Source organism: Acidovorax sp. M2(2025), assembly GCF_049330835.1.
Lineage (GTDB): Bacteria > Pseudomonadota > Gammaproteobacteria > Burkholderiales > Burkholderiaceae_C > Acidovorax.
Genome location: NZ_CP186262.1, coordinates 2,638,353 through 2,663,297, shown reverse-complemented (window position 1 = coordinate 2,663,297; position 24,945 = coordinate 2,638,353). Strand labels below are relative to the sequence as shown.

Genomic DNA, 24,945 nt, shown 5'->3' with positions numbered 1-24,945 from the left:
CACCGCGCCCTTCTTCGGAGTTTCCTCGCATGATCGATCACGTCCGCCCCACCCAGCTGCCGGCCTGGTTCGCAGCAGCGGCCCCGCAGGGCGGCCGCCCCCTGGTGCTGGACGTGCGCGAACCCTGGGAGCTGCAGACCGCCAGCGTGCGCGCCGATGGGTTTGATCTGCTGGCCATTCCCATGGGCGAGCTGCCAGGACGCCTGGCGGAGCTGGACCGTTCACGCCCCACCGCCTGCCTGTGCCACCACGGCGCACGCAGCCTGCGGGTGGCGGCTTTTCTGGAACACCACGGTTTCGAGTCGCTGGCCAACATCACCGGCGGCATTGATGCCTGGTCGCACGAGTGCGACCCCGGGGTGCCGCGCTACTGACCCGGCCGTGCCCTGGCCCGCTGCAACGGCTCCCTCGCACTGTTTCGCCTGTTCCGCTCGATCCGCAGACTCTTCCGAAGGACTTTCGTCATGACACCGCCCCGGCTTCTCTCCCCGCTGTCCCTACTGTCCCTGGCGCTCGGCGCGGCGCTGGCCGCACCGGCGCAAGCCCAGAGCCTGCTGGAGCTGGTGGAGTCCGCCCGCACGTACGACACCACCTGGCAGTCGGCCCGCGCCCAGCTGGACGCCGCCGAGCGGCGTGCCGACCAGGCCCGCGCGGGGCTGCTGCCCAGCGCCGCACTGACCGCCGGCCTCAGCCGCGCCAACGTGGAGCTGAGCCGCCCGCCCATGGAGAACACGGGCAACACGCAGACGGTGGGCGTGCAGGCGTCGCAGCCGCTGTACCGCCCGGCCAACCGCATCAGCCTGGAACAGGGCCAGCGCGGGGTGGACGTGGCGCAGGCCCAGCTGGACGCCGCCACGCAGGACCTGCTGGTGCGCGTGAGCCAGGCCTACTTTGACGTGCTGGCCGCCCAGGACACGCTGACCTTCGTGCAGGCGCAAAAGGCGGCCGTGTCCGAGCAGCTTGCGGCGGCCAAGCGCAACTTCGAGGTGGGCACCACCACGGTGACCGATTCGCGCGAGGCCCAGGCCCGCTACGACCTGGTGCTGGCGCAGGAGATCGCCGCGGAGAACGACCTGCGCGTCAAGCGCCTGGCGCTGGACCAGCTGGTGGGCGTCACCGGCGCCCAGCCCCGGCCGCTGGCCCTGCCCGTGCAGCTGCCCCCCATGGCGCCCGACAACGTGGCGGCCTGGGTGGACACCGCCCGCGACCAGCAGCCCGGCGTGCGCCAGGCCGCCATCGCTCTCGACATCGCCCGCCTGGAGACCAAGAAAGCCGAGACGGGCCACCTGCCCACCGTGGACCTGCAGGCCGGCTACAACATCACCCGCAACCCGCACGGCACCATCACCGCGCCCGGTGTGAACAACCGCACCAACAGCGCCAGCGTGGGCGTGGCCTTCAACCTGCCGCTGTTCGCCGGCTTTGCCGTGCAAAACCGCGTCAAGGAAACCCTGGCGCTGGAAGAAAAGGCCGCGGCGGACCTGGAAACCACCCGCCGCAACGTGGCGCAGGCCACCCGGGCAGCGTTCTTTGGCGTGCAGTCCGGCCAGGGCCAGGTGCAAGCGCTGGAGGCGGCCGAGGCGTCGAGCCAGAGCGCCCTGGACGCGAACAAGCTGGGCTACCAGGTGGGCGTGCGCATCAACATCGATGTGCTCAACGCCCAGAGCCAGCTCTACCAGACCAAGCGCGACCTCGCCCAGGCCCGCTACAACGTGCTGCTGGGCACGCTCAAGCTGCGCCAGGCCGCGGGCACGCTGACGCAGCAGGATATCGAAGCAATCAACGCGCTGCTGGTCAAGCCCTGACAGCGCCGGGCGCCGCCGGCGGTAACTGCGCCACCTGCGGCACCAGCGCCCGCACGGCCTGGGCCGTGGCTTGCGCGGCGCCGCGGTGCGCCGCCGCAAAGCGGTGGGCGTGCTCGCGCGCCAGGGCGAGGCTGGCGGCGTCCTCCGCCAGGTCCACGGCCCGCACCATGCCCTGCGCCAGATCGGGCACCCGCTCGGCCGCGCCGGCGGCGCAGGCCAGCTCGGCCGCCTCGGCGAAATTGAAGGTGTGCGGCCCCAGCACCACGGGGCACCCGCAGGCCGCCGCCTCGATGAGGTTCTGCCCGCCCAGGGGGGCAAAGCTGCCGCCCAGCAGCGCCACGTCGGCCAGGCCGTAGTAGAGCGCCATCTCGCCCAGCGAGTCGCCCAGCCACACGTCGGCCGCCCCGGGCGCGGACGCCCAGCGGCTGCGGCGCGAGACGGTGAGGCCGGCGCCCTCCAGCAGTTGCTGCACCTCGTCAAACCGCTGCGGGTGGCGCGGGACGATGAGCCACTGGACCGAATTTGCTACGTTATTGATAGCTTCTTGCGCTTGCGCAGACTGGGCTAGAGGCTGTTTTTTTTGGAAATTTTCAAGCCACATCGCCTCTTCGCCCTCGCGGCTGCTGGCCAGCATCACCACCGGCCGGCCGGTCTGCTGGCGCCACGCCCGGCCCTGCGCCAGCAACGCTGCGTCGGGCACCAGGTCGAACTTCAGGTTGCCCAGCACGCCGCGCACCGGCGCCCCCAGGCTGCGCAGCCGGCGCGCATCATCCTCGGTCTGCGCCCACACGGCAGCCAGGCCGGCGTAGGCGGGCCGGGCCAGCGGGGCCAGCCGTTGCGCCTGGCGCTGGGATTTTTCGCTCAGCCGCGCGTTGGCCAGGACCAGCGGCACCCCGGCGCGCTGGCAGCCCGCCACCAGGTTGGGCCAGACCTCGGTTTCCATCAGGATGCCCACGGCGGGCCGGAAGCGGCGCAGGAACCGGGACACCGCGCCCGGCGTGTCCCACGGTTGCCACACCTGCACGTCGCCGGGCTGCAGCAGCTTGGCGCCCTCGGCCCGGCCCGTGGCCGTGCCATGGGTGAGCAGCAGGCGCATGCCGGGCAGTTGCGCGCGCAGCTGCGCCAGCAGGATCGCGGCGGCGCGGGTCTCCCCCAGCGAGACGGCGTGGATCCACACCCAGTGTCCCGGCGGCTGCGTGCTGGCGGACGGATGGACGGGCCCATAGTGGCCAAACCGCTCGTCCACCGCATGCGCATAGCCCGGCTCGGCCACCGCACGGCGGCGCAGCTTGCGGCGCAGCAAGGGCTGGGCGCACCAGGTCAGCAGCGAATAGCAGGCCAGCGCGGCCTTCATGCGGCCGTCCAGGCTTGCAGCTCCACCACCCCGCCGGACCAGCCGCTGTCCCCGCGCGCGGCCCAGACCATGCAGGGCGCATCGTCCGGCGCCGCCGCCACGCAGCGGCCGCCGGGGGCCCAGAACGCGCTGCGGCCGGCGCTGGCGTAGCCGCCGGTGCGGCCGCTGTAGTTGGCCAGCAGCACGCCCATGTCGAGCTGGCGCGCATAGCCCTCCAGCTGGGCGGACTCGGGGCCGTAGCCCCGTTCGGACACGAGGGCGCTGGCCACGTACAGCGCGGCGCCGGCGTCGCGCGCGGCCTGCGCGTGTTCGGGGTGGGTCAGGTCCGCGCAGACCGCCACGCCGACCGGTTCGCCCGCCAGCAGCTGCACGCCCACGTCCTCGGTGCCGGCGCTGGCGAACGACGCCTCGCTGTCGTGCAGGTGGCGCTTGCGGTACAGCCCCACGCTGCCGTCGGGCCCCAGCACCCAGGCGCCGATGGCGGGCAAAGCGCGGCCTGCCCCGGCGTCAGGCGCCTGCGCCGCCGGGGCGGGCGCGCCCACCACCAGCGTCATGGCGTGGTCGCGTGCCGCCTGGCACAGGGGGGCCAGCGCGGGGTGGTCCGGCGCCAGCACGTGGTCTGCGAGCAGGTGCGGCTCGTACCCGGTGAGCGACAGTTCGGGGAACACCAGCACCTGCACCCGCTCGTAGGCAGCCATCCGCACGAAGGCGAGATGGGTCTGTACGTTGCGCTCAAGGTCGCCCGCCACCGAGGCCGATTGGGCGGCCGCGATGCGCAAGGGGGTGGACAAGGACGGATGCATACGGGACAAAGCCGGTTACGGCGGTCTGGGCGGCGGTCCGCCCTGCGGTTTTCAGTGGCTGGAGGCCCCGACCTGCGCGCCGGGCTTGACGCGCTGCAGCAGGGCCAGCATGGCCGATTCGATGCGCTGCAGGGCCTCGGGGGTGTGGCCTTCGAAGCGCAGCACCAGCACCGGCGTGGTGTTGCTGGCGCGGATCAGGCCAAAGCCGTCCGGCCAGTCCACGCGCAGGCCGTCGATGGTGCTGATGGCGGCCGGCGCCGCGAACGTGGCCGCGGCCAGCGCCTGCAGCTCGGCCGTCAGGCGGTGGGGTTCGCCCTCGGCACAGGCCACGTTCAGTTCGGGCGTGGAGAAGCTGGTGGGCAGGGCGTTGAGCACGGCGCTCGGGTCGCTGTGGCGGCTCAGGATCTCCAGCAGGCGGCAGCCCGCGTAAGTGCCGTCGTCAAAGCCGTACCAGCGCTCCTTGAAGAAGATGTGGCCGCTCATCTCGCCGCCCAGCGGGGAGTTCGACGCCTTCATGCGTGCCTTGATGAGCGAGTGGCCCGTCTTGAACATCACCGGCACGCCGCCCGCTTCGCGGATGGCGGGCGCCAGGCGCTGGGTGCACTTCACGTCAAAGAGGATCTCGCCTCCGGGCACCCGGGTGAGCACGTCCTGGGCAAAGAGCATCATCTGGCGGTCGGGGAAGATGTTGGTGCCGTCGCGGGTGACGATGCCCAGGCGGTCGCCGTCGCCGTCAAAGGCCAGACCCAGCTCGGCGTCGCTGCCCTGCAGGGCGGCGATCAGGTCGCGCAGGTTCTCGGGCTTGCTCGGGTCGGGGTGGTGGTGGGGGAAGTTGCCGTCCACCTCGGAGTACAGCTCCACCACCTCGCAGCCCAGCGCGCGGAAGATCGCGGGCGCCGAGGCCCCGGCAATGCCGTTGCCGCAGTCCACCACGATCTTCAGCGGGCGGGCCAGCTTCACGTCGCTCACGATGCGCTCGCGGTAGGCGGGCAGCACGTCCACCGTGCGCACCGAGCCGCCGGGCTGCAGCTGCCAGCTCTCGCGCTCCATGGTGGTGCGCAGGGCCTGGATCTCGTCGCCGTAGATGGCGCGGCCGTTCAGCACCATCTTGAAGCCGTTGTAGTCCTTGGGGTTGTGGCTGCCCGTGACCTGGATGCCGCTGGCGCACAGCGTGTTGGCCGCAAAGTACAGCAGCGGCGTGGTGACCATGCCCACGTCGATCACCTCGATGCCCGCCTCCACCAGTCCTTGGATGAGTGCCGCCGCCAGCGCCGGGCCGGACAGCCGGCCGTCGCGGCCCACGGCCACGGTGGTCTGCCCTTCGGCGCGAGCGGCCGTGCCAAAGGCGCGGCCCAGGCCCAGCGCCACCGATTCGTTCAGGGTGGAGGGCACGATGCCGCGGATGTCATAGGCTTTGAAGATGGCGGGCGTGGGCTGCACTGAAGGCCTTTCTCAGGAGGAGTTTGCAAAGTCCGGAGCATTGTAGGCGGGCACTTTGCCGCGCCGCAGCAGATGTCCACGGCAGTGGTAACCACATGTCCGAAAACGGCCGGTGTCGCCGCCACGGCTGCCTATCATGCGGTCCATGACCTCCCTGGCCCCGCCCTCCTCCAGCGCGTGCGACACCCCGCCGCCCCCCGCCGCCGATGCGGCATCGGACGACGGACGCTACCTGGCCGTGCTGGCCCGCGACGCGCGCTTCGACGGGCATTTCTTCACCGGCGTGACCTCCACCGGCATCTACTGCCGCCCGGTCTGCGCCGTGCGTGCGCCGCGCCGGGAAAACTGCCGCTTCTTCGCCCTGGCCGCGCAGGCCGAGAACGCGGGCTTCCGCCCCTGCCTGCGCTGCCGCCCCGAGCTGGCCCCGCAGGCGCTGGTGTGGTCGGTGCAGGACGCCAGCAGCATCCTGGTGCAGCAGGCCGTGCAGCTGCTGGAGGCGCCCGAGCTGTGGACCGCTGCCGGCGTGCCCGAAGCGACCGGCGGCGCCACCGTGGCCCGGCTGGCCGCGCGGCTGGGGGTGAGCGACCGGCACTTGCGCCGCATTTTCGAGGCCGCGCTGGGTATTTCGCCCCTGCAGTACCTGCAGACCCGGCGGCTGCTGACCGCCAAGCAGCTGCTGACCGACACCGACCTGCCAGTGACCCAGGTGGCGCTGGCCAGCGGCTTTGCCAGCGTGCGCCGGTTCAACGCGGCCTTTTCGGGGCACTACGGGCTCAACCCTACGCAGTTGCGGCGCACCGGCACGGGCGCGGGAGCCCGGTCCGCCGGGGCGGTGCGCCTGGCCTACCGCCCGCCGTACGACGTGCCGGCCCTGCTGGGCTTCTTTGAGCGCCGGCAGTTCCATGGCGTGGAATGCGCCTGGGCGGACGACCCCGCCGGCCCCAGCCTGCGGCGCACCGTGCGGCTTGCGCCAGCCGCCACGGGGCACGCCGCCGAGACAACGGGCTGGCTGCACCTGCGCTTTGACACGGCCCGCCACCAGGTGCTGCTGCAGACCAGCGACAGCCTGGTGCCGGTGCTGCCGCTGGTGATCCGCCGGGTGCGCGCCCTGCTGGACCTGGACGCCGATCCGGCCGCTATCCATGCCGTGCTGCACCCGTATTTCCCGCAAGGTGGTGGCCTGCGCGTGCCGGGCGCGTTCGACGGCTTTGAACTGGCCGTGCGCGCCGTGCTGGGCCAGCAGATCACCGTCGCGGCCGCCCGCACCCTGGGCCAGCGGCTGGTGGAGCACCTGGGCGAGTCCCTGGCCACCCCGTGGCCGGAGCTAAACCGCCTGTTCCCCACGGCCGCCGTGCTGGCCGCCGCCGATGGCGACACGCTGGGGCAGCTGGGCATCGTGCGCCAGCGCCAGGCCGCGATCGTGGCGCTGGCCCGCGCGGTGGACAGCGGCGCCCTCGCCCTGCACGCGGGCGCGGACCTCGCCCGCACCACCGCCGCGCTCTGCGCGCTGCCCGGCATCGGCGACTGGACCGCCCAGTACATCGCCATGCGGGTGCTGCGCTGGCCGGACGCCTTTCCCGCCGGGGACGTGGCGCTGCACAAGGCGCTGGGGGTGCAGGGGCAGCCCCACCCGGCGCGGGCCGCCGAGCAGGCCTCGCAGGCCTGGAGGCCGTGGCGCAGCTACGGCGTGCTGCGCGCCTGGGCGGCGGGCACGGTCGCGTCCCCGGCAGAAAAACTATCAAAACAATAGCTGCTTGCGCTTATCCATCAAGCGCTGGAGCCACTTTTTACCCCAATCACCCATGTCCATGCGATTTCATCCCCTCACGGTGCAGCGGCGCACCGACACGGCGCTGGGGCCGGTGCGCCTCGCGGCCTCGCCCGCCGGGCTTGCGGGCGTCTGGTTCGAAGGCCAGCGGCACGCGCCCGTGGCAGCACTGCAGGGCGCCGCCGCCTGGCCCCACGCCGCCGGCGACCACCCGGTGCTGGCCGCCGCAGCGCGCCAGCTGCAGCAGTACCTGCAGGGCGAACGCGCGGACTTTGACCTGCCCCTGGACCTCTCGGGCGGCACTGCGTTCCAGCAAGAGGTCTGGCGGGCGTTGCTGGCCGTGGGCCGCGGCGCCACGACCACCTACGGCGCCCTGGGCCGGCAACTGGGCCGCCCGCTCGCGGTGCGGGCCGTGGGGGCGGCCGTGGGGCGCAACCCGCTCAGCGTGGTGGTGCCCTGCCACCGCGTGCTGGGGTCGGACGGCAGCCTCACCGGCTACGCGGGAGGCCTGGATCGCAAAACGGTTTTGCTGCGCCTTGAAAATGCCCTGCCGCCCGGCGCTTCCTGGCCGCCGCCCGGCAGCGCCGCGGCCCGCCCTGTGCCTTTTCCTGATCCCTCTTCTTCACCGAAAGACCCGCATGACCACTCCCGCCCACGCGCCGGCATCGCACTGGATTGCTGAATTCATCCTGCTGGCGGCGCTCTGGGGAGCCTCCTTCCTCTTTATGCGCCTGGGCGCGTCCGAGTTCGGCCCGCTGCCGCTGGTGGGGCTGCGGGTGGCGCTGGCTGCCGCCTTCCTCTGGCCCATCATGGTGCGCCAGGGGCATGGCGCGGCACTGCGGCGGCACTGGCGGCCCATCCTCTTTGCGGGGGTCATCAATTCGGCCATTCCGTTTGCGCTGTTCGCCTGGGCCGTGCTGCACATCGCCACCGGGGTCACGTCCATCCTGAACGCCACGGTGCCCTTGTTCGGCGCCCTGGTGGCCTGGATGTGGCTGGGCGACCGCATCAGCGCCCTGCGCTGGACCGGCCTGGCGCTGGGCTTTGCGGGGGTGGCGCTGCTGGCCTGGCGCGCGCCGGCAGGCACGGGCTTCAAGACCGGCCAGGCGCACTGGGCCCTGGCGGCCTGCCTGCTGGCCTCGGCGTTCTACGGCCTGTCGGCCAGCTTTGCGCGGCGCTATCTGGCGGGCATCCCGCCGCTGGCCACGGCGACCGGCAGCCAGCTGGGCGCGGCGCTGGCGCTGGCCCTGCCCACGGTCTGGTTCTGGCCCAGCCAGCAGCCGGGCCTCAGGGCCTGGGGTGCCATCGCGGCCATTGCGGTGATGTGCACGGGCATTGCCTACATCCTGTACTTTCGCCTCATTGAAAGCGCCGGCCCCAGCCGGGCGCTGGCCGTCACCTTCATTGCGCCGGTGTTCGCGGTGCTGTACGGCACCCTGTTCCTGGGGGAGCAGGTCACGCCGTGGATGGTGGGCTGCGCGCTGGTGATCGTGTGCGGCACCTTGCTGTCAACCGGGCTTGTCAGGACGCTGGGGCGCGCAAAAGCTGCTTAGAAAGGCGGCGCCGAAGCCCTAAACTCGCCCTATGGGTGTTTTTCCGGGCTTCCGCTGTCTGACCCCGCCTGCGGGCGGCGCGGGACGGGCCACCGCCTTTTTCTCCGCCCTGCCTCGCCCTCCTGTCCCCTTCGCCCACGCGGCCGTGCCGCCCCCCGCGCCCCCGTGCGGGCCAGCCACAGGATGACCGCCCATGGGTAACAACACCCTGCTGGCGGGCACGGCCCTGATGCTGCTGCTGCTGGTGCTGGCCTGGCTCCCGCCGCAAGAATCCCTGCACCCGTCTCCCCGCACCTCGCTGCTGCTGGGGCTGGCGGGCGGCGTGGTGTCGGTGGCGTCGTTCGAGGCGCTGCAGTGGAATGCGCCCGAGCTGCGCGTCGTGGCCTACCCCACCGCCGCAGCGTTCCTGGCGCTGTACTTTGGTGCCGCCGCTGCCACGCTGGCGGCGCTGATCGCCCTGCTGGCAGTGCTGCGCGTCGACCCCTCCGCCGCCATCGCCGCGGTGGCCGTGCTGGGCACCGCCGTGGCCACCGGGCTGCTGTGGCGCCTGTGCGAACAGCACCTGCGGCTGCGCCACAAGGAATGGGGCGTGCTGGCGGGGCTGACGCTGACGCTGCCGTTGTCGGTGGCGGCCAGCCTGTGGGCCGCATCGGGGGCGGCCGGGGCCGCCAGCAGCCTGCCGTGGTACCACGGGGCCGGCGTGTTCATGCTGGGAGTCGGGCGGCTGCTGCTGGCCGGCATGGCGCGCTCCGAGCTGGCACGCCAGGACATCCAGCACACCCTGGCCCAGCAGGAAAAGCAGTTGCGGCTGACCGTGGACTCCATGGGCGGCGGCCAGTGGCAATGGGACGTGGTGCGCCGGCAGTTCCGCTGCCACGGCCGCTTCTATGAGGCGTTTGGCATCAGTGCGGCTGAGCAGGACGGCGGCGACCTGTGGCAGCGCTGGTACGCCCTGCGCCACCCGGCGGATGCCGACCGCAACGCCGCCAGGCTGGCGCGGACCATGGACGGGCTGGAAGAAACCTATGAAGCCGAGTTTCGCGTGCAGGACACCCAGGGCCGCTGGCGCTGGATCATGTCGCGCGGCACGGTGGCCAGCCGCGACGCCCAGCAGCGCCCCACCAGCCTGATCGGCATGGACGTGGACATCACCGACCACCGCGAGGTCCAGAACGCCCTGCGCTCGTCGGAAGCCAAGTACACCACCTTCTACCTGACCCTGCCGGACCCGGCGGGCATCTCGCGCATCGCCGACGGGCGCTACGTGGACGTGAATCCTGCGTTCTGCGAAGTGCTGGGCCGCCCGCGCGAGGAGATCGTCGGCCGCACCTCCATGGACCTGCGGATCTGGGCCTCCGAGCAGGAACGCACCCGGCTGGTGGAAGCCTTCCGCCGCGACGGCAAGGTGGACCGGCTGCCGCTGGTGGCGCAGCGCGACGGGGTGCGCATCCCGGGGCTGATGTCGGCCCGCTCCGTGCTGGTCGAGGGCGAGCCGTGTTTCGTCTTCGTGTTCCATGACATGTCGGAATCGGTGCGCGCCAGCGACGAGCTGCGCGCCCTCAACGGCCTGCTGCAGCAGGCGGGCCGCCTGGCGCGGCTGGGCGCCTGGGAAGACGCGCGCGGCCAGGGGCTGGTGTACTGGTCGGACGTGTGTTTCGACATCCATGGCCTGCCGCCCGGCGCGCCCCTGCCACGCGACTACATCGGTCGCCACGTTGCGCCCGCCTACCGCGAGCCGCTGCGCCAGAACTTCCGCCGCTGCATCCTGGAGCGCCGCGACTGGAGCATGGAGCTGGAAGTCCAGCACGCCGACGGCCGCCTGGTCTGGGTGCGCGCCCGCGGCGAGCCGGTCATCGAGAACGACCGGGTGACCCGCGTTCGGGGCGTGATGCAGGACATCGACGAGGCCAAGCGCGCCGAGCAGCGCCTGCGCCAGTCGGAGGAGCGCTTCTCGCGCATCTTCCAGCTCATGCCCTACCCCATGGGCCTGTCGCACCGCAAGGACGGGCGCTATGTGGACATCAACCCGGCCTGGGTGGAGATGCTGGGCATTCCCCGCGAGGAGGCCATCGGCCACACGGCCGTGGAGCTGGGCATCTTCAGCACGCAGGACCGGCAGAAACTCCTGGAGGAAGTCGAGCGCGCAGGCCACCTGAGCAGCTACGAGGTCAACCTCAACGTGCGCGGCGGCCCGCCGCGCACCGTGCTGCAGTCCATGCGCGCCACCGAGTTCGACGGCGAGCCCTGTTGGCTGTTCTCGGTGCACGACATCACCGACCGCAAGCGCAACGAGGAGCGGGTGCGCGAGCGCGAGGAACTGCTGTCGCTCACTCTCTCGGCCGCATCGCTGGGCTTGTGGGACTGGAACCTGGGCGCCGGCACCGTGACGGGGGATGCCCGCTGGTGGTCGCTGCGCGGCGCACCGGCCCCGGACGACCTGTCGGCGCCCACGCCCTGGACAGCGGGCATTGCGGCGGAGGACATCGACCGCATCGCAACGGAACTCGCGCGGCATGCGGCCCACCCCGCGACGCCCTTTGACGCCACCTGGCGCGTCAATGCGGCGGGCACGCCGGCGCGGTGGGTGCGCAACCTGGGCAAGATCGTCGGTTTCGACGCCCAGGGCCGCCCCGAGCGCATGCTGGGCGTGGCCATTGACGTGACGCCGCAGCGCGAGCAGGAAGTCCTGCTGCAGCGCCTGGCCCTGTTCGACGCCTTGACCGGACTGCCCAACCGCGTGCTCCTGGCGCGCAAGCTGCAGGAAAGCATGGACCAGGCGCGCCAAGGCGGGCGGCAGCTGGGCGTGGCCTATCTGGACCTGGACGGTTTCAAGCCGGTGAACGACCGCCTGGGCCATGGCGCCGGCGACCGCCTGCTGGTGGTGGTCGCCGGGCGCCTCACCCGGGCCCTGCGGCCCATGGACACGGTGGCGCGGCTCGGCGGCGACGAGTTCGTCATCCTCCTGCCCGACCTGGGTGCCGTGGGCGACTGCGAGCGCCTGATGGACCAGGTCATGGAGAGCATCTCGGCCCCCTACACCCTGGACGGCGAACGGGTGGTGGTGACCGCCAGCATCGGCTACACCATGTTCCCGCAGGACGACGCCGATGCGGACACCCTGCTGCGCCACGCCGACCAGGCCATGTACGCCGCCAAGCAGGCCGGCCGCAACCGATTCCACCAGTTCGACGCCACCCAGGAGCGGGCGCTGCAGTTGCAGCGCGAGCAGGGGCGCAACCTGCGCGACGCGCTGTCGGCATCGCAGTTCACGCTGTTCCTGCAGCCCAAGGTGGACATGAAGTCCGGCACGGTCGTGGGGGCCGAGGCGCTGGCCCGCTGGCTGCACCCCGAGCGGGGGATGGTGCCGCCGGGCGAGTTCCTGCCGCTGCTGGAAGGCACCGAGCTGGAAGTGGCCTTCGGCGAGTGGGTGGTGGAGGCCGCGTTCGGCGTGCTCGGGCAGTTGCAGGCCCGCGGCGTGCAACTGCCAGTGAGCGTGAACATCGCCGCCCAGCACCTGCAACGGCCGGATTTCGCCGACTGGATGGTCCGGTGCGCCGCGCGCCATCCCGGCGTGCCGCCCCGCCTGCTCGAAATCGAGATCACCGAAAGCGCCGCGCTGTACGACCTGGCCGCCGTGGCCCAGACGCTGACGGCGTTGCGCGCCGTGGGCATGGGGGTGTCGCTGGACGACTTCGGCACGGGCTATTCCTCGCTCACGTACCTGCGGCGGCTGCCGGTGGACACGCTCAAGATCGACCAGAGTTTTGTGCACGGCATGATGGGCGACCCGGGGGATCTGGCCATCGTGCAGGGCGTGATCGGGCTGGCCCGCTCGTTCGGCTACCGCGTCATCGCCGAGGGCGTGGAAACCGTCGAGCAGGGCCAGATGCTGCTGCAGCTGGGGTGCAGCCTGGCCCAGGGCTACTGCGTGGCGCGGCCCATGCCGGTGGCGGACTTTGCCGGCTGGGTGCCGGGCTGGCAGCCGCCGCAGGGCTGGCAGCGGGGCCGGCCGGCTTGAGCGCGAAATGGACCGCAGCGGTCCATTGGCAGCCGGCGATTTCCCGGTCCGGCAGGCTCCTAGCCCGGCTGCACTCCCAAGAGCCTGCCGGTGATCTTGCGCGCGAGCGGAGCGAGGAAAAAGATCACGGGCACGCCCACCACGTAGGCAATGCCGAACGCCCTCGCCCAAGCGCGCAGAAACTGGGCGCTCCAGCCCACGTTCACCAAGGTGATGACAAACGTCATGATGAAAATCATCAACGCGCCCATCACCATGGAGAACACCAGATGAAATTTCTTCTGCGGGTGCATGGCGGCAGTCCTTTCGGAGAATTCAGGCGGAGAGCCATTGTTCGATTTTCTCGCGGCTTGGAACGCCGCCCGCGTGCACCACTCTTCCGTCGATGACCACGCCAGGAGTGCTCATGACCCCGTAGCTGGCGATTTCGCGCATTTCCTCCACCTTCTGCAGCTGGACCTTGACGCCCTTGGCCTGCGCCACCTGGTCAATGAGCGCGATGGTGTTCTTGCAATTGGCACAGCCCGAGCCGAGTACCTTGATGTCCATGGAAGTTCCTTTGGGTTGGGATTGGGATTGGGATTGGGGTTTGGGAAAGGACTAGAGCACTGCGTTGAACACAAAGCCGACCAGCAGGATGCCCGTTGCCACAACGGCAGCAAACGTGGCGATCAGCCGGACTTTGAGCACCTTGCGCAGGATGATCATTTCGGGGAGCGACAGCGCGATCACGCTCATCATGAACGCCAGGACGGTGCCCAGCGCAGCGCCCTTGGCCAGCAACGCCTGCACGATGGGGATGACGCCCGCCGCGTTGGTGTACATGGGGATGCCCATCAGCACGGCCAGCGGCACCGACCACCACGCCTGCTTGCCCATGAAGGCGGCCATGAAGTCTTCGGGCACGTAGCCATGGATGGCGGCGCCCAGCGCAATGCCGCCGACGATGTAAGGCCAGACCTTGCCAACGATCTCGTGCACGGCGGAAAAGCCGGCCTGGATACGGTCTGCCAGGGTGGCCTCGGGGTCGTCAAACTGTGCAGCGGCCTTGGGCATGTCGCGCACCCAGTCTTCCAGATGGGCTTCCATTTTCAGGCGCCCGATGGTCCAGCCAGCGACGATGGCAACGCTCAGGCCCAGGCCCATGTACAGGAGCGCGACTTTCCACCCGAACATGCCCAGCAACAGGGTCAGCGCCACCTCGTTCACCATGGGGGCCGAGATGAGAAAGGAGAACGTCACGCCCAGCGGCACCCCCGCCTGCACAAACCCGATAAACAGGGGCACGGCCGAGCACGAGCAAAACGGCGTGACGATGCCCAGGCCCGCCGCCATCACATTGGCGGCCCCCTCGCTGCGCCCGGCCAGCAAGGCCCGGGTGCGTTCCGGCGTGAAGTAGCTGTTGACCATTCCCATGGCGAAAACCACACCCGTGAGCAGCATCAGTACCTTGGGGGTGTCGTACAAGAAGAACTGGAGGGCACTGCCCAGGTGGCTGGCGCGGTCCACCGGCAAGGCGGCGACCAGCGCTTCCGACACCGGGACCAAGGCCCGGTACAGTCCCAGCCAGGCAAGGGTAGCCAGGGCCAGAAAGGCGATGGGATGGCGCAGTGCCCAGGGCTTCTGGGGAGCATTGGTGGAGTCCATGCCTGTGAAGACGTAGCGCTCCGCCAAAAGATGCACCTTTCCCAAAAATAAATGCCGAGAGGATGCCGGCCTTTTGCGGCGGCCCACCCGGCACCAGGAATGGCGCCTTTCAGAGAGGCGACCGTGGCACAAAGTCTTGGACGTGCCCCGCCGTGTCCAGCTTCACGTTGCACGCAGCGGTCATTTGCCGCTTCATGCGCAGCCGGGCGCGCTGAATACGCGACTTGGCGGCGCTCAGTGTCAGCCCCTTGACGGCGGCGTAGTCCGCCTGCGCCATGCCCTGCAGATCGCACAGGGTGATGGCTTCGCGGTCTTCGGCGGACATTTCCGACAACACGCGGGGTAGGCAGGCGCTCAAGCCATCCACGGCGTCGGGAAGCTCGGCCTCCGGACTGGGGAGATCGTCCGGCAGCTCTACCGTATCGCGCACGACGCGCAACCGGTCGGCCAACGTGTTGCGAGCGACTTCGAACAGCCAGGCGCGGGCATTTTCAACAGAGCAAAACCGCTCCCCCTGGCGGAGCGCCTTGAGAAACAAGTCTTGCAGCAAGTCGTCCACGTCGGCCGTGTCGCGCAAGCGGTGGCGCGCCCAGGAGCGCAACTCCGGCTCGTTCTGCATCCAGGCTCTTTGCAAGCAGTTCATCGCGAAATTTCCAGCAAATCCGCTTCCGCGGCTCCCCTGTCTATCATCGCACCGGCGTGCGGGTCTGCTTGCCGCCTTGCCCGCACGCAACAACAACGTCGCCTTTGCGCGGGGCCGCGCGGGCTTCAGCCGACCAGTTCCTTCACCTGCTGCAGCGCCGCCGGGTCTTCCATGGTGGTCAGATCGCCGGGATCCCGCCGCTCCGCCACGGCCTGCAGCGCACGGCGCAGCAGCTTGCCGCTGCGCGTTTTGGGCAGCACCGTGACGAAATGGACGCGCGACGGGCGCGCCACGGCGCCCAGCTGGCTGTCCACCTGCTTCATCACCTCGCCTTCGAGCTTCAGGCGCGCGGCGTCGTCCGTCAGTACCGAGGCATCGCGCACCACGGCAAACGCCATGGCCACCTGCCCCTTCAGGCTGTCGGCCACGCCCACCACGGCCACCTCGGCGATGTTGGGGTGGGAGGCAATGCTTTCCTCGATCTCCCGGGTGCCCAGGCGGTGGCCCGCCACGTTGATCACGTCATCCGTGCGGCCCAGGATGAAGTGGTAGCCGTCGGCATCGCGGATGCCCCAGTCGAACGTGCTGTAGATCAGGCGCCCCGGAATGCTCTTCCAGTAGGTGTTGACGAAGCGCGCATCGTCGCGCCACACGGTCTGCATGCAGCCCGGCGGCAGCGGGCCTTCGATGGCGACCACGCCTTTCTGGTTGGCCCCGGCAAGTTCCTCGCCCGTGGCCTCGTCGATCAGCTTCACGTCATAGCCGTACATCGCCTTGCCGGGGCTGCCGAAGCGCGTGGCCTGCTGCTGCACCCCGTTGGCGAGGGTGAGGATGGGCCAGCCGGTCTCGGTCTGCCAGTAGTTGTCGATGATGGGGACCTGCAGCGCATCGCTGATCCACTGGGCCGTGGGTTCGTCCAGCGGCTCGCCGGCCAGCCACAGCGCCTTGAGGCTCTTCACGTTGTACTTGGCCAGGTAGGCCGGGTCCTGCTTCTTGAGCACGCGCACGGCCGTGGGGGCCGAGAACATGTGCGTCACTTGGTACTTCTGCACGATGCTCCACCACACGCCCGCGTCGGGCCGCGTGGGCAGGCCTTCGTACATGATGGTCGTGAGGCCGGCGATCAGCGGGCCGTAGATGATGTAGCTGTGGCCCACCACCCAGCCGATGTCGCTGGTCGCAAAGTACACATCGCCCGCCTTGGCGTCGAAGATGTGCTTCATGCTGGCCGCCAGCGCCACGGTGTAGCCGCCCGTGTCCCGCTGCACACCCTTGGGCTTGCCCGTGGTGCCGCTGGTGTACAGGGTGTAGCTGGGATGGGTGGATTCCACCCATTCGCAGGGCACCTGGGCGCTCAGGTGCTGCTCGCGCAAGGCCGCCCATTCGTGGTCGCGCCCGGGCTGCAGGTGCATGGGGGCCAGGCCCCGGTTGACCATCAGCACGGCAGCCGGCTTGTGTTTTGACAACGCAATGGCTTCGTCCAGCAGCGGCTTGTAGGGCACCACCTTGCCGCCGCGGGAGCCTGCGTCGGCACTCACCACCGCGGTGGGCTCCGCGTCTTCGATGCGCGAGGCCAGCGAGCCCGACGCGAACCCGCCGAACACCACCGAGTGCAGGGCCCCGATGCGCACGCAGGCCAGCATAGCGAAGGCGGCCTCGGCAATCATGGGCATGTAGATCAGGACCCGGTCGCCCTTCTTGACGCCCAGGGATTGCAGCACCGCCGCCATGCGCTGCACTTCCGCGTGCAGTTCGGCAAAGCTGTAGCTGCGCTCGGTGTTGGTTTCGGTGGAGATCGCCACCAGGGCGCTCTGCCCTGCGCGGGCGGCCAGGTGGCGGTCCACGGCGTTGTGGCAGAGGTTGGTGGTGCCGCCCACGAACCACTTGGCAAAAGGCGGCTGGCTGTAGTCGCAAACCTGCAGGGGAGGCGTATGCCAGTCGATGAGCTGGGCTTGCTCGTTCCAGAAGGCATCGCGGTGGTCGATGGACTGGCGGTAGAAGTCGGCGTACTCGGTCATGAAAGTCTCCTCGGCATCTCTCTCGCGCCCTGCTGCAAGCAGGTTTTGAATTCATAATTATTCATGATGGGCTTGCGGCAAACTGACGGCAGTGCCGGGCGCACCAACCTGAGGGCCCGCGGCTGGGCGCCGCGGTGCGCCGTGTCACCCCGGATTGCTAGACTGCGCAGCAGCTTGACTGCCCCGGCAGCCCACCCCGGGTGGGGCTGGACCCGCAACCGTTCCAAACCGCCGCATGCCCCCTGCCCCGCCAGATTCTGCACCCCCGCCCGCCGAGCGGCCGGCGCCCGTGCACTTTCAAGAGGCTTTCCTGTTCTGGCTCAAGCTCGGCTTCATCAGCTTCGGCGGGCCTGCCGGGCAGATTGCCATCATGCACGCCGAACTGGTGGAGCGCCGCCGATGGATCAGCGAAGCCCGGTTTCTGCATGCGCTGAACTATTGCATGGTGCTGCCCGGCCCGGAGGCCCAGCAGCTCGCCACCTACATCGGCTGGCTCATGCACCGCACCCGGGGCGGCATCGTGGCGGGCGCCCTGTTTGTGCTGCCCTCGCTGTTCATCCTGATCGGGCTGTCGTGGGTGTACGTGCGCTTTGGCGACGTGCCCGTCATCGCCGGCATCTTCTACGGTGTGAAGCCCGCCGTGACGGCGCTGGTGCTTCAAGCGGCCCACCGGGTGGGAACCCGTGCACTCAAGAACGGCTGGATGTGGGCCATTGCCGCCGCCTCCTTCGTGGCCATTTATGCGTTCAGCGTGCCGTTTCCGGCCATCGTCCTGGCCGCCGGCCTCATCGGCACACTGGGCGCACGGCGCTGGCCCGCCGTGTTTGCGCTGGGCGGCGGCCCGGCTGCAGGGCGCCAACACTACGGCCCCGCACTCGTCGACGACGACACCCCGGCGCCGCCGCACGCCCGCTTTTCGCGCTGGCACCTGCTGGCGGTGGTGGGCGGCGGCGTGGCGCTGTGGCTGCTGGCCCTGGGTACCCTGGCGGCCACGCAGGGCTGGCAAGGCACGCTCACGCAGATGGGCTGGTTCTTCACCAAGGCAGCCCTGCTGACCTTCGGGGGGGCCTACGCCGTGCTGCCCTATGTGTTCCAGGGGGCTGTGGAGCACTACCACTGGCTCTCGGCGGCGCAGATGATCGACGGCCTGGCGCTGGGCGAAACGACGCCCGGGCCGCTGATCATGGTGGTGGCGTTTGTGGGCTTCGTCGGTGGCTGGCTCCACCAGGTGGGCGGGCCCGACGCCGTGTTCGCTGGCGCCGCGGCGGCAGCCGCCGTGGTGACGTTCTTCACCTTCTTGCCGTCGTTTGTCTTCATCCTGGCGGGCGGGCCCCTGGTGGAAGCGACGCACGGCAAACTGGGCTTCACCGCACCGCTGTCGGCCATCACGGCAGCCGTGGTGGGCGTGATCCTGAACCTGGCCCTGTTTTTTGCGTACCACCTGCTGTGGCCGCAGGGGCTGGGCGGCCGCATGGACTGGGCGTCTGCCGTGATCGCCGCGGGCGCGATGGTGGCCCTGCTGCGCCTGAAGGTGGGCGTGCTGCCGCTGCTGGGCGCCTGTGCAGCGGCGGGCCTGGCCGTGCAGTGGCTGGCGCGCTAAGAGCCATCCCTTTCAAGGTCTTTTCCCGGCAGCCTTCTTAAGCAAGCGAGCGGTAGAGAAGTGGGCGCGAGCGATGGCGCCGCCGACGTAGCCTTTGGCTTGAGCGACCTTGGGCTTGCGTTTGGAGGTGGCCAGTTGTTTGGGGCTCATGAGGCTGGCCAGGCGCAGCAGGCGTTCGAGCAGTCGCCCGACATCGCCGCCGGGGCGAGGCAGTTGCTCGGGTGGCAGCATTCGCAGCATCGTCCCGTAATCGGCCGCGATGTCCACCGCCAGATGGTAGGTGGATACGTCCAGTTCCGGATGGCTTTGGCGATGCGCATGTTCGATGAGTTGTTTGAGCACCGCCAGCACGTTGTACGCCAGCACCGCCACCGCAAATCCCAGCAGCGCCGCACGCGGGTGGCCCAGCGTCTTGATTTCGCTGTTCAGCACGGATTCCAGGCGGCCGAACAGACCTTCAATGCGCCAGCGCTTGCGGTACAGCTGCGCGATGGTGGCTGCGTCGACCTCGGGCGGCAGGTTGCTCCACAGCACGAGGGCCTGGTCGCCGGACTCGGTGGGCGTGTGCAGCGTGAGTTCGATGCGTCGCCACTGCCGCAGGGCTCCTTCGTGGGGTTCGGCCAGCTCGATAGCCTGCTCGCGCACCCCGCCCGTCTCGATGGCGGTGGCCTCGCTCCACGGCCCGCAGCCGCGCAGCCGCGGATGGCGCGCGTGCTCGCGCACGATGCAACCCGCACCGCGCTCGGCCAGCCCTTGCACGATGGCCCGGGTGCAGAAGTGCCGGTCGCCGATCCACACCTGCTGAGCCTGCGCCTGCTCAATCAGCGCCGCCGCGCCCGTGCGCTCGCTCTCGTGGGCGTCCTCGCAGGCCACGATGTCGCACACCAGCGCGCTGTCCGGGTCGTACACCACCAGCGTGTGGCCTGGCAGCGCCGCGCCCCGTAGTCCGCGCAAGGGGCCCAGCCGCTTCTCGCTGGCCGGCAGATGATTGCCGTCGAACACCCGCAACTGCCAGCCCGGCAGGCTTTGCCGCTCGGGCATGCCGCTCACCAACGGCGCCAGACGCCGGGCGCTGCCTTGCACCAGCGCCCGCAGCACGGCAGGCTCGGTGCGCTGGACCTCGGCATACAGTGCGGCCAGCGACACCGGCAGCTGCCGGGCCATCTTGCGCGCGGCCGCATGCAGCGAAGGCCGCAGTCCCAAGGTGACCAGCAGCATCAGCTCCACCACGCTGGAGAACAGCAGCTCCCGGGGGTACTGCCGTTGCCGGTGTGCCTGGAACACTTCGTCTATCCAGCTCGCTGGCAAGGCCTGTTCCAGTGCCAGGTGCGCCATCACCGCGCCCGGTGCCTGCTCCTCAAACCGCTCAATGATTTCCCGCCAGATTCTTTGCTCCCAGGTCCCACGATCCCCGTGAAATCAGAAGCTTAGATGATCAAACTCCAAAGACCTTGAAAGGGATGGCGCTAAGGGGTCCTCTTCACGGTTGCGCAGCGCCCAAAAGGAAAGCCCCGGCTCCACGACAAGAGCACGGGGCCCGCGGCCGTTGCGCCCTGCCGGGCGAACGTTCACATGTGGTCGATCATGACCTGGCCGAAGCCGGAGCAGCTCACCTGCGTCGCGCCCTCCATCAGGCGGGCGAAGTCGTAGGTCACCTTCTTGGAGGCAATGGATTTTTCCAGTGCGGCGATGATGAGGTTGGCCGCCTCGACCCAGCCCATGTGCCGCAGCATCATTTCTGCCGAGAGAATCTCGGAGCCCGGGTTCACATAGTCCTTGCCCGCGTACTTCGGCGCGGTGCCGTGGGTGGCCTCGAAGCAGGCCACGGAGTCGGACATGTTGGCGCCCGGCGCGATGCCGATGCCCCCCACCTGGGCCGCCAGCGCGTCCGAGATGTAGTCGCCGTTGAGGTTGAGCGTGGCCACCACCGAATACTCTGCCGGGCGCAGCAGGATCTGCTGCAGGAAGGCATCGGCAATGCTGTCCTTGATGGTGATGTCCTTGCCGTTCTTGGGGTTCTTGAGGCGGCACCACGGGCCGCCGTCAATGGGCTGGGCACCGAACTCCTTCTGCGCCAGGGCGTAGGCCCAGTCGCGGAAGCTGCCTTCGGTGTACTTCATGATGTTGCCCTTGTGCACGATGGTCACACTGGGCTTGTCGTTGTCGATGGCGTACTGGATGGCCTTGCGCACCAGGCGCTCCGTGCCCTCGCGCGAGACTGGCTTGACGCCCAGGCCGGAGGTGTTGGGGAAGCGGATCTTCTTGACGCCCATTTCATCCTGGAGGAACTTGATGAGCTTCTTGGCCTTGTCGGACTCGGCCTCGAACTCGATGCCGGCGTAGATGTCTTCCGAGTTCTCGCGGAAGATCACCATGTTGGTCTTCTCGGGCTCCTTCAGCGGCGAGGGCACGCCGCGGAAATACTGCACCGGGCGCAGGCAGACGTACAGGTCCAGCTCCTGGCGCAAGGCCACGTTCAGCGAGCGGATGCCGCCGCCCACGGGCGTGGTCAGCGGCCCCTTGATGGACACCACATAGTCGCGCAGCGCCTGCAGCGTCTCGTCCGGCAGCCACACGTCCGGCCCGTAGACCTTGGTGGACTTCTCGCCGGCGTACACCTCCATCCAGTGGATCTTCCGCTGGCCGCCATAGGCCTTGGCCACGGCCGCGTCCACCACCTTGATCATCACGGGCGTGATGTCCAGGCCCGTGCCATCGCCTTCGATGAAAGGAATGATGGGCTGGGCGGGCACATTCAGGGACATGTCGGCGTTGACCGTGATCTTCTGGCCTTCGGCGGGCACCTTGATGTGCTGGTAAGTGGTCATGGGGGCAGATCTCCTGTGGGGCGCTGCGGGGTGTCAGCAAATGGGAACGCGATGCGATCGCCGGCCCATTCTAATGATAAAAATTTTCCGAAAATCCCCTGCCTGCGCTTGCGCCACTGCTATCGTTGCGGGCGAAGCGGTGCCAGGCAGGCATTGCTTCGATCGATTGATTTTTCAACCCTCACACTGGAAACGGCATATATGAAAAAACTCCTCGCTGTCCTGGTGGCTGGCCTGTTCGCTGCGGGTGCTTTTGCACAAGCACCTGCCACGGCGCCTGCCCCCATCGCCCCCCTGGCATCCCCTGCTCCCGCCGCCAAGGCCAAGACTGCCAAGGTCCACAAGAAGAAGGCCACCAAGAAGGTCGCCAAAAAGAAGACCGCCCACAAGGCAGCTTGATTGCGGGCACGCGTGCGCGCCCTCCCTGGTGCGCCGCCCGCTGGTACAAAATCGCCCGCAGCCGCGGGCGATTTTTTTGCTGGTGCGTGTACTCGCCCATCCCCGTGTCCCCTCCTCTTTTGTTGCCGTGAGAGTTCCCATGCCCGCTTTTGCCCCCGCCCTTGTTGCCGCTGCGCGCCCGCTGGGTGCGCACATCGCTGTCCGTGCCGCCGCTGCGGCCCTTCTTGCTGCGTGCTGCGGCGCGGTCGGCGCCCAGGAAGCCCCCCAGCTGGACCTGCCCCGGGTGGAACTGACGGCCGGCATGCACCGCATTGATGCCCAGGTGGCGGCCACGCCCCAGGAGCGCCAGACGGGCCTCATGTTCCGCAAGGAGATGCCCGCGCACGAGGGCATGCTGTTCGTGTTTGAACAACCGGCTGCGCAGTGCTTCTGGATGAAGAACACGCTGCTGCCCCTGACAGCGGCGTTCGTGGATGACGATGGCACCATCGTGAACCTGGAGGACATGAAGCCGCAGACGCTGGATTCGCACTGCTCGGCCAAGCCCGTGCGCTACGTGCTGGAGATGAACCAGGGATGGTTCGCCAAGAAGGGCCTCAAGGCGGGCACGAAGCTGGCGGGGGTGCCGTTCCGCCGCAAATAGCGCGCCACGCCCCTTGGCAGCACCATGAAAAAACGGCCCCGCGGGGCCGTTGTGCTTTGCAAGCGCCCGGGCTTGCGGGGAGCTTGTGGGGGCTTGCGGGGTAAGGGCCGCGCCAGGGCGCGGCACAGGCTCAGGCGAAGTTGGCTTCAGCGAACTTCCAGTTCACCAGCTTGTCCAGGAAGGTCTCGACGAACTTGGGACGCAGGTTGCGGTAGTCGATGTAGTACGCGTGCTCCCACACGTCCACCGTCAGCAGCGCCTTGTCGGCGGTGGTCAGCGGCGTGCCGGCGGCGCCGGTGTTCACGATGTCCACGCTGCCGTCGGCCTTCTTCACCAGCCAGGTCCAGCCGGAGCCGAAGTTGCCCACGGCGCTCTTCACAAAGGCTTCCTTGAAGGCGGCATAGCTGCCCCACTTGGCGTTGATGGCCGCGGCCAGCGCACCCGTGGGCTCGCCGCCGCCGTTCGGTGCCATGCAGTTCCAGAAGAAGGTGTGGTTCCAGATCTGGGCTGCGTTGTTGTAGATGCCGCCGCTGGACTTCTTGATGATCTCTTCGAGCGCCATGTTCTCGAACTCGGTGCCCTTTTGCAGGTTGTTGAGGTTCACCACATAGGCGTTGTGGTGCTTGCCATGGTGGTACTCCAGGGTTTCCTGGCTGTAGTGCGGCGCAAGGGCGTCGATGGCGTAAGGCAGCGGAGGCAGGGTATGTTCCATGGTGGTGTTTCCTTGTGGTTTGAGATTCCGGGAGGCCCTTTGCACCGCCAATTGCCTGAGCAATGCAGTAGGACACGGCGCGAAGGGGGCATTGTAGGAAGATCAGGCGACCTGTGCAGCGTGAGGCCACTGACGGCGCAGGGACAGCGTACGAACAGGCCCGGACCCGGACCCGGACCCGGGCGCTGGCGCCTGCAGGGCCTACAGCAGGCGGGGCTGCTCCACCGTCACGTCCACCACGCCATCGGCCAGCTGGGCCCGCAACGCGTCGCCGGGACGGGTCTGGCGCACGCTGGACACCGCCCCGCCCTGCGTGTCGGTCAGCAGCGCATAGCCGCGCTGCAGCACCAGGCGGGGGTCCAGCAGATCCAGCCGCAGGGCGGCGCGCTCCAGCCGCTCCCTCTGCCGCGACAGGGCCTGGCCGATGCTTTGGCCCAAATCGGCCTCCAGGGCTTTCTGCGACTGCGCAAGGCGCTGCAATTTCAATAGCACTCCGTGCTGCATCTGCTGCGCCAGGCGGGCCAGTTGCACCTGCTGGCGCCCCACCAGGCCCGAGGGGCGGCCCAGGCGCGCGGCCGCCTGGTCGAGCCGCTGGTGGCGCAGGTCCAGCTGGCGCTGCACCGCATCGCCCAGCCGGTCGGACAGCAAGCCCAGCGCCCCCAGCCACACGTCGCGCGGCTGGGCCACCAGCTCGGCCGCGGCCGTGGGGGTGGGGGCGCGCAGGTCGGCACAGAAATCGGCAATGGAAAAGTCGGTTTCATGCCCAACGCCGCACACCAGCGGCACCGGGCTTTGCACGATGGTGCGCGCCAGTTGCTCGTCGTTGAACGCCCACAGGTCCTCCATGGACCCGCCGCCGCGCACCAGCAGAATGACGTCGATGGGCGGACTTGCAGGCAATTCGCCCCCCGGCGCCCGCCCCGCCTGCGCAAGCTGATACAGTTTTGATAGCGCCGCCACCAGCGATGCCGGCGCCGCAGCCCCCTGCACCTGCGCTGGCGCCAGCACCACCGGAATGTGCGGCACCCGCCGGCGCAGCGCGGTGACGACATCGTGCAGCGCGGCGGCGCCCAGCGAAGTGACCAGGCCGATGCCCCGGGGCTGCAGCGGCAGCGGCCGCTTGCGGCCGCTGTCGAACAGCCCCTCGGCCTCCAACTGCGCCTTCAGCCGCAGGAACTGCTCGAACAGGGCGCCCTGCCCCGCGCGCTGCATGCTTTCCACGATGAACTGCAGGTCGCCCCGCGCTTCGTATACCCCCAGGCGCCCGCGCAGCTCCACCAGTTCGCCGTCCCGCGGCGAAAAGTCCAGCAGGCTCGCGGCCCGCCGGAACATGGCGCAGCGCAGCTGCCCCGTGGCATCCTTGACCGAGAAGTAGCAATGCCCGCTGGATGCGCGCGAGAAGCCCGTGATCTCGCCGCGCACCGCGACAGGATTGAACCGCGCCTCCAGCGCATCAGCAATGGCGCGGCACAGCGCGCCAACTTCCCAGATGCGCGGCGCGGCTGCGGGGTTTGGACGGTCAAACATGAGATGTGGCGGGCCTTGGCGCCGTGCGCCGTTGCGAAGTACTCCACAGAAACGCGTGAGCGGGAGTGCCGGTGTGGAGCGCCAGACCAACTGCCGGCAAACCCAGCGCGTACGTGCAACCTGATGATTTATAAGGAATTTTCACTGCGCAATTTTTCATCAATCTGTTGCAACCACGGCGTGGCGC

The 24,945-nt window shown here is 69.3% G+C and carries 21 protein-coding genes; 9 read left to right on the top strand and 12 right to left on the bottom strand.

Annotated features, from left to right (window positions below):
- Positions 1-29: 29 nt before the first annotated feature.
- Together ACOYR3_RS12430 and ACOYR3_RS12425 are read left to right on the top strand one after the other, a co-directional pair.
- Entirely contained in the window at positions 30-374 is a 345-nt protein-coding gene (locus tag ACOYR3_RS12430) for a rhodanese-like domain-containing protein (protein WP_422842692.1), read from the top strand.
- Positions 375-464: 90 nt separating this feature from the next.
- Positions 465-1,805, top strand: a complete 1,341-nt coding sequence (locus tag ACOYR3_RS12425) for a TolC family outer membrane protein (protein ID WP_422842691.1) — start codon at positions 465-467, stop codon at positions 1,803-1,805.
- Here the strand turns inward: ACOYR3_RS12425 and ACOYR3_RS12420 are convergent.
- From ACOYR3_RS12420 to ACOYR3_RS12410, 3 genes are all read right to left on the bottom strand, one after another.
- Positions 1,795-3,159, bottom strand: coding sequence for a 3-deoxy-D-manno-octulosonic acid transferase (locus ACOYR3_RS12420; protein WP_422842690.1), 1,365 nt, complete (start codon positions 3,157-3,159; stop codon positions 1,795-1,797). The genes ACOYR3_RS12425 and ACOYR3_RS12420 overlap by 11 nt on opposite strands.
- Positions 3,156-3,950, bottom strand: a complete 795-nt coding sequence (locus ACOYR3_RS12415; RefSeq protein WP_422842689.1) for a carbon-nitrogen hydrolase family protein — start codon at positions 3,948-3,950, stop codon at positions 3,156-3,158. The genes ACOYR3_RS12420 and ACOYR3_RS12415 overlap by 4 nt, the downstream gene beginning before the upstream one ends.
- Positions 3,951-4,013: 63 nt before the next feature.
- A complete protein-coding gene (locus ACOYR3_RS12410) occupies positions 4,014-5,402 on the bottom strand; it encodes a phosphomannomutase/phosphoglucomutase (protein WP_422842688.1) in 1,389 nt (462 codons plus the stop codon).
- A gap of 145 nt (positions 5,403-5,547) precedes the next feature.
- Here ACOYR3_RS12410 and ACOYR3_RS12405 point away from each other — a divergent pair, with 145 nt between their 5' ends.
- From ACOYR3_RS12405 to ACOYR3_RS12390, 4 genes are all read left to right on the top strand, one after another.
- Complete coding sequence (locus ACOYR3_RS12405) at positions 5,548-7,152, top strand: DNA-3-methyladenine glycosylase 2 family protein (protein ID WP_422842687.1); 1,605 nt, start codon at positions 5,548-5,550, stop codon at positions 7,150-7,152.
- Between the two features lie 58 nt (positions 7,153-7,210).
- Complete coding sequence (locus ACOYR3_RS12400; RefSeq protein WP_422846579.1) at positions 7,211-7,852, top strand: methylated-DNA--[protein]-cysteine S-methyltransferase; 642 nt, start codon at positions 7,211-7,213, stop codon at positions 7,850-7,852.
- Positions 7,809-8,723 (top strand): DMT family transporter, encoded by a 915-nt coding sequence (locus ACOYR3_RS12395; protein ID WP_422842686.1) that lies wholly within the window; start codon positions 7,809-7,811, stop codon positions 8,721-8,723. Before ACOYR3_RS12400 ends, ACOYR3_RS12395 begins: the two co-directional genes overlap by 44 nt.
- 193 nt (positions 8,724-8,916) lie before the next feature.
- Complete coding sequence (locus ACOYR3_RS12390; RefSeq protein WP_422842685.1) at positions 8,917-12,741, top strand: sensor domain-containing protein; 3,825 nt, start codon at positions 8,917-8,919, stop codon at positions 12,739-12,741.
- A 59-nt stretch (positions 12,742-12,800) separates the two neighbouring features.
- Here ACOYR3_RS12390 and ACOYR3_RS12385 read toward each other — a convergent pair whose 3' ends face one another.
- From ACOYR3_RS12385 to ACOYR3_RS12365, 5 genes are all read right to left on the bottom strand, one after another.
- Entirely contained in the window at positions 12,801-13,034 is a 234-nt protein-coding gene (locus ACOYR3_RS12385) for a DUF2798 domain-containing protein (protein ID WP_422842684.1), read from the bottom strand.
- 22 nt (positions 13,035-13,056) lie between these two features.
- Entirely contained in the window at positions 13,057-13,290 is a 234-nt protein-coding gene (locus tag ACOYR3_RS12380) for a thioredoxin family protein (protein ID WP_422842683.1), read from the bottom strand.
- A 51-nt stretch (positions 13,291-13,341) separates the two neighbouring features.
- Positions 13,342-14,388 carry a permease gene (locus ACOYR3_RS12375; RefSeq protein WP_422842682.1) on the bottom strand — a complete coding sequence of 349 codons (1,047 nt, stop codon included), beginning with the start codon at positions 14,386-14,388 and terminating at the stop codon, positions 13,342-13,344.
- 109 nt (positions 14,389-14,497) lie between these two features.
- A complete protein-coding gene (locus tag ACOYR3_RS12370; protein WP_422842681.1) occupies positions 14,498-15,031 on the bottom strand; it encodes a sigma-70 family RNA polymerase sigma factor in 534 nt (177 codons plus the stop codon).
- Positions 15,032-15,156: 125 nt separating this feature from the next.
- Positions 15,157-17,049: a propionate--CoA ligase gene (locus tag ACOYR3_RS12365; RefSeq protein ID WP_422842680.1), complete on the bottom strand. Its 1,893-nt coding sequence runs from the start codon at positions 17,047-17,049 to the stop codon at positions 15,157-15,159.
- Positions 17,050-17,284: 235 nt separating this feature from the next.
- On the opposite strand from ACOYR3_RS12365, the gene chrA reads away from it, so the two are divergent.
- A complete protein-coding gene (chrA, locus tag ACOYR3_RS12360; protein ID WP_422842679.1) occupies positions 17,285-18,649 on the top strand; it encodes a chromate efflux transporter in 1,365 nt (454 codons plus the stop codon).
- A gap of 12 nt (positions 18,650-18,661) precedes the next feature.
- Here the strand turns inward: chrA and ACOYR3_RS12355 are convergent, their stop codons facing one another.
- Together ACOYR3_RS12355 and icd are read right to left on the bottom strand one after the other, a co-directional pair.
- Positions 18,662-19,984 (bottom strand): IS4 family transposase, encoded by a 1,323-nt coding sequence (locus ACOYR3_RS12355; protein WP_422842678.1) that lies wholly within the window; start codon positions 19,982-19,984, stop codon positions 18,662-18,664.
- Between the two features lie 233 nt (positions 19,985-20,217).
- Complete coding sequence (gene icd, locus ACOYR3_RS12350; protein ID WP_422842677.1) at positions 20,218-21,477, bottom strand: NADP-dependent isocitrate dehydrogenase; 1,260 nt, start codon at positions 21,475-21,477, stop codon at positions 20,218-20,220.
- A 201-nt stretch (positions 21,478-21,678) separates the two neighbouring features.
- On the opposite strand from icd, the gene ACOYR3_RS12345 reads away from it, so the two are divergent.
- Both ACOYR3_RS12345 and ACOYR3_RS12340 read left to right on the top strand, forming a co-directional pair.
- On the top strand, positions 21,679-21,876 hold the full coding sequence (locus tag ACOYR3_RS12345; protein WP_422842676.1) for a hypothetical protein: 198 nt from the start codon (positions 21,679-21,681) through the stop codon (positions 21,874-21,876).
- A 139-nt stretch (positions 21,877-22,015) separates the two neighbouring features.
- Positions 22,016-22,519, top strand: a complete 504-nt coding sequence (locus tag ACOYR3_RS12340) for a DUF192 domain-containing protein (protein ID WP_422842675.1) — start codon at positions 22,016-22,018, stop codon at positions 22,517-22,519.
- Positions 22,520-22,649: 130 nt separating this feature from the next.
- Here the strand turns inward: ACOYR3_RS12340 and ACOYR3_RS12335 are convergent, their stop codons facing one another.
- Complete coding sequence (locus ACOYR3_RS12335; protein ID WP_422842674.1) at positions 22,650-23,231, bottom strand: superoxide dismutase; 582 nt, start codon at positions 23,229-23,231, stop codon at positions 22,650-22,652.
- A 201-nt stretch (positions 23,232-23,432) separates the two neighbouring features.
- Positions 23,433-24,758 carry an exodeoxyribonuclease VII large subunit gene (gene xseA, locus ACOYR3_RS12330; RefSeq protein ID WP_422842673.1) on the bottom strand — a complete coding sequence of 442 codons (1,326 nt, stop codon included), beginning with the start codon at positions 24,756-24,758 and terminating at the stop codon, positions 23,433-23,435.
- Between the last annotated feature and the right edge of the window lie 187 nt (positions 24,759-24,945).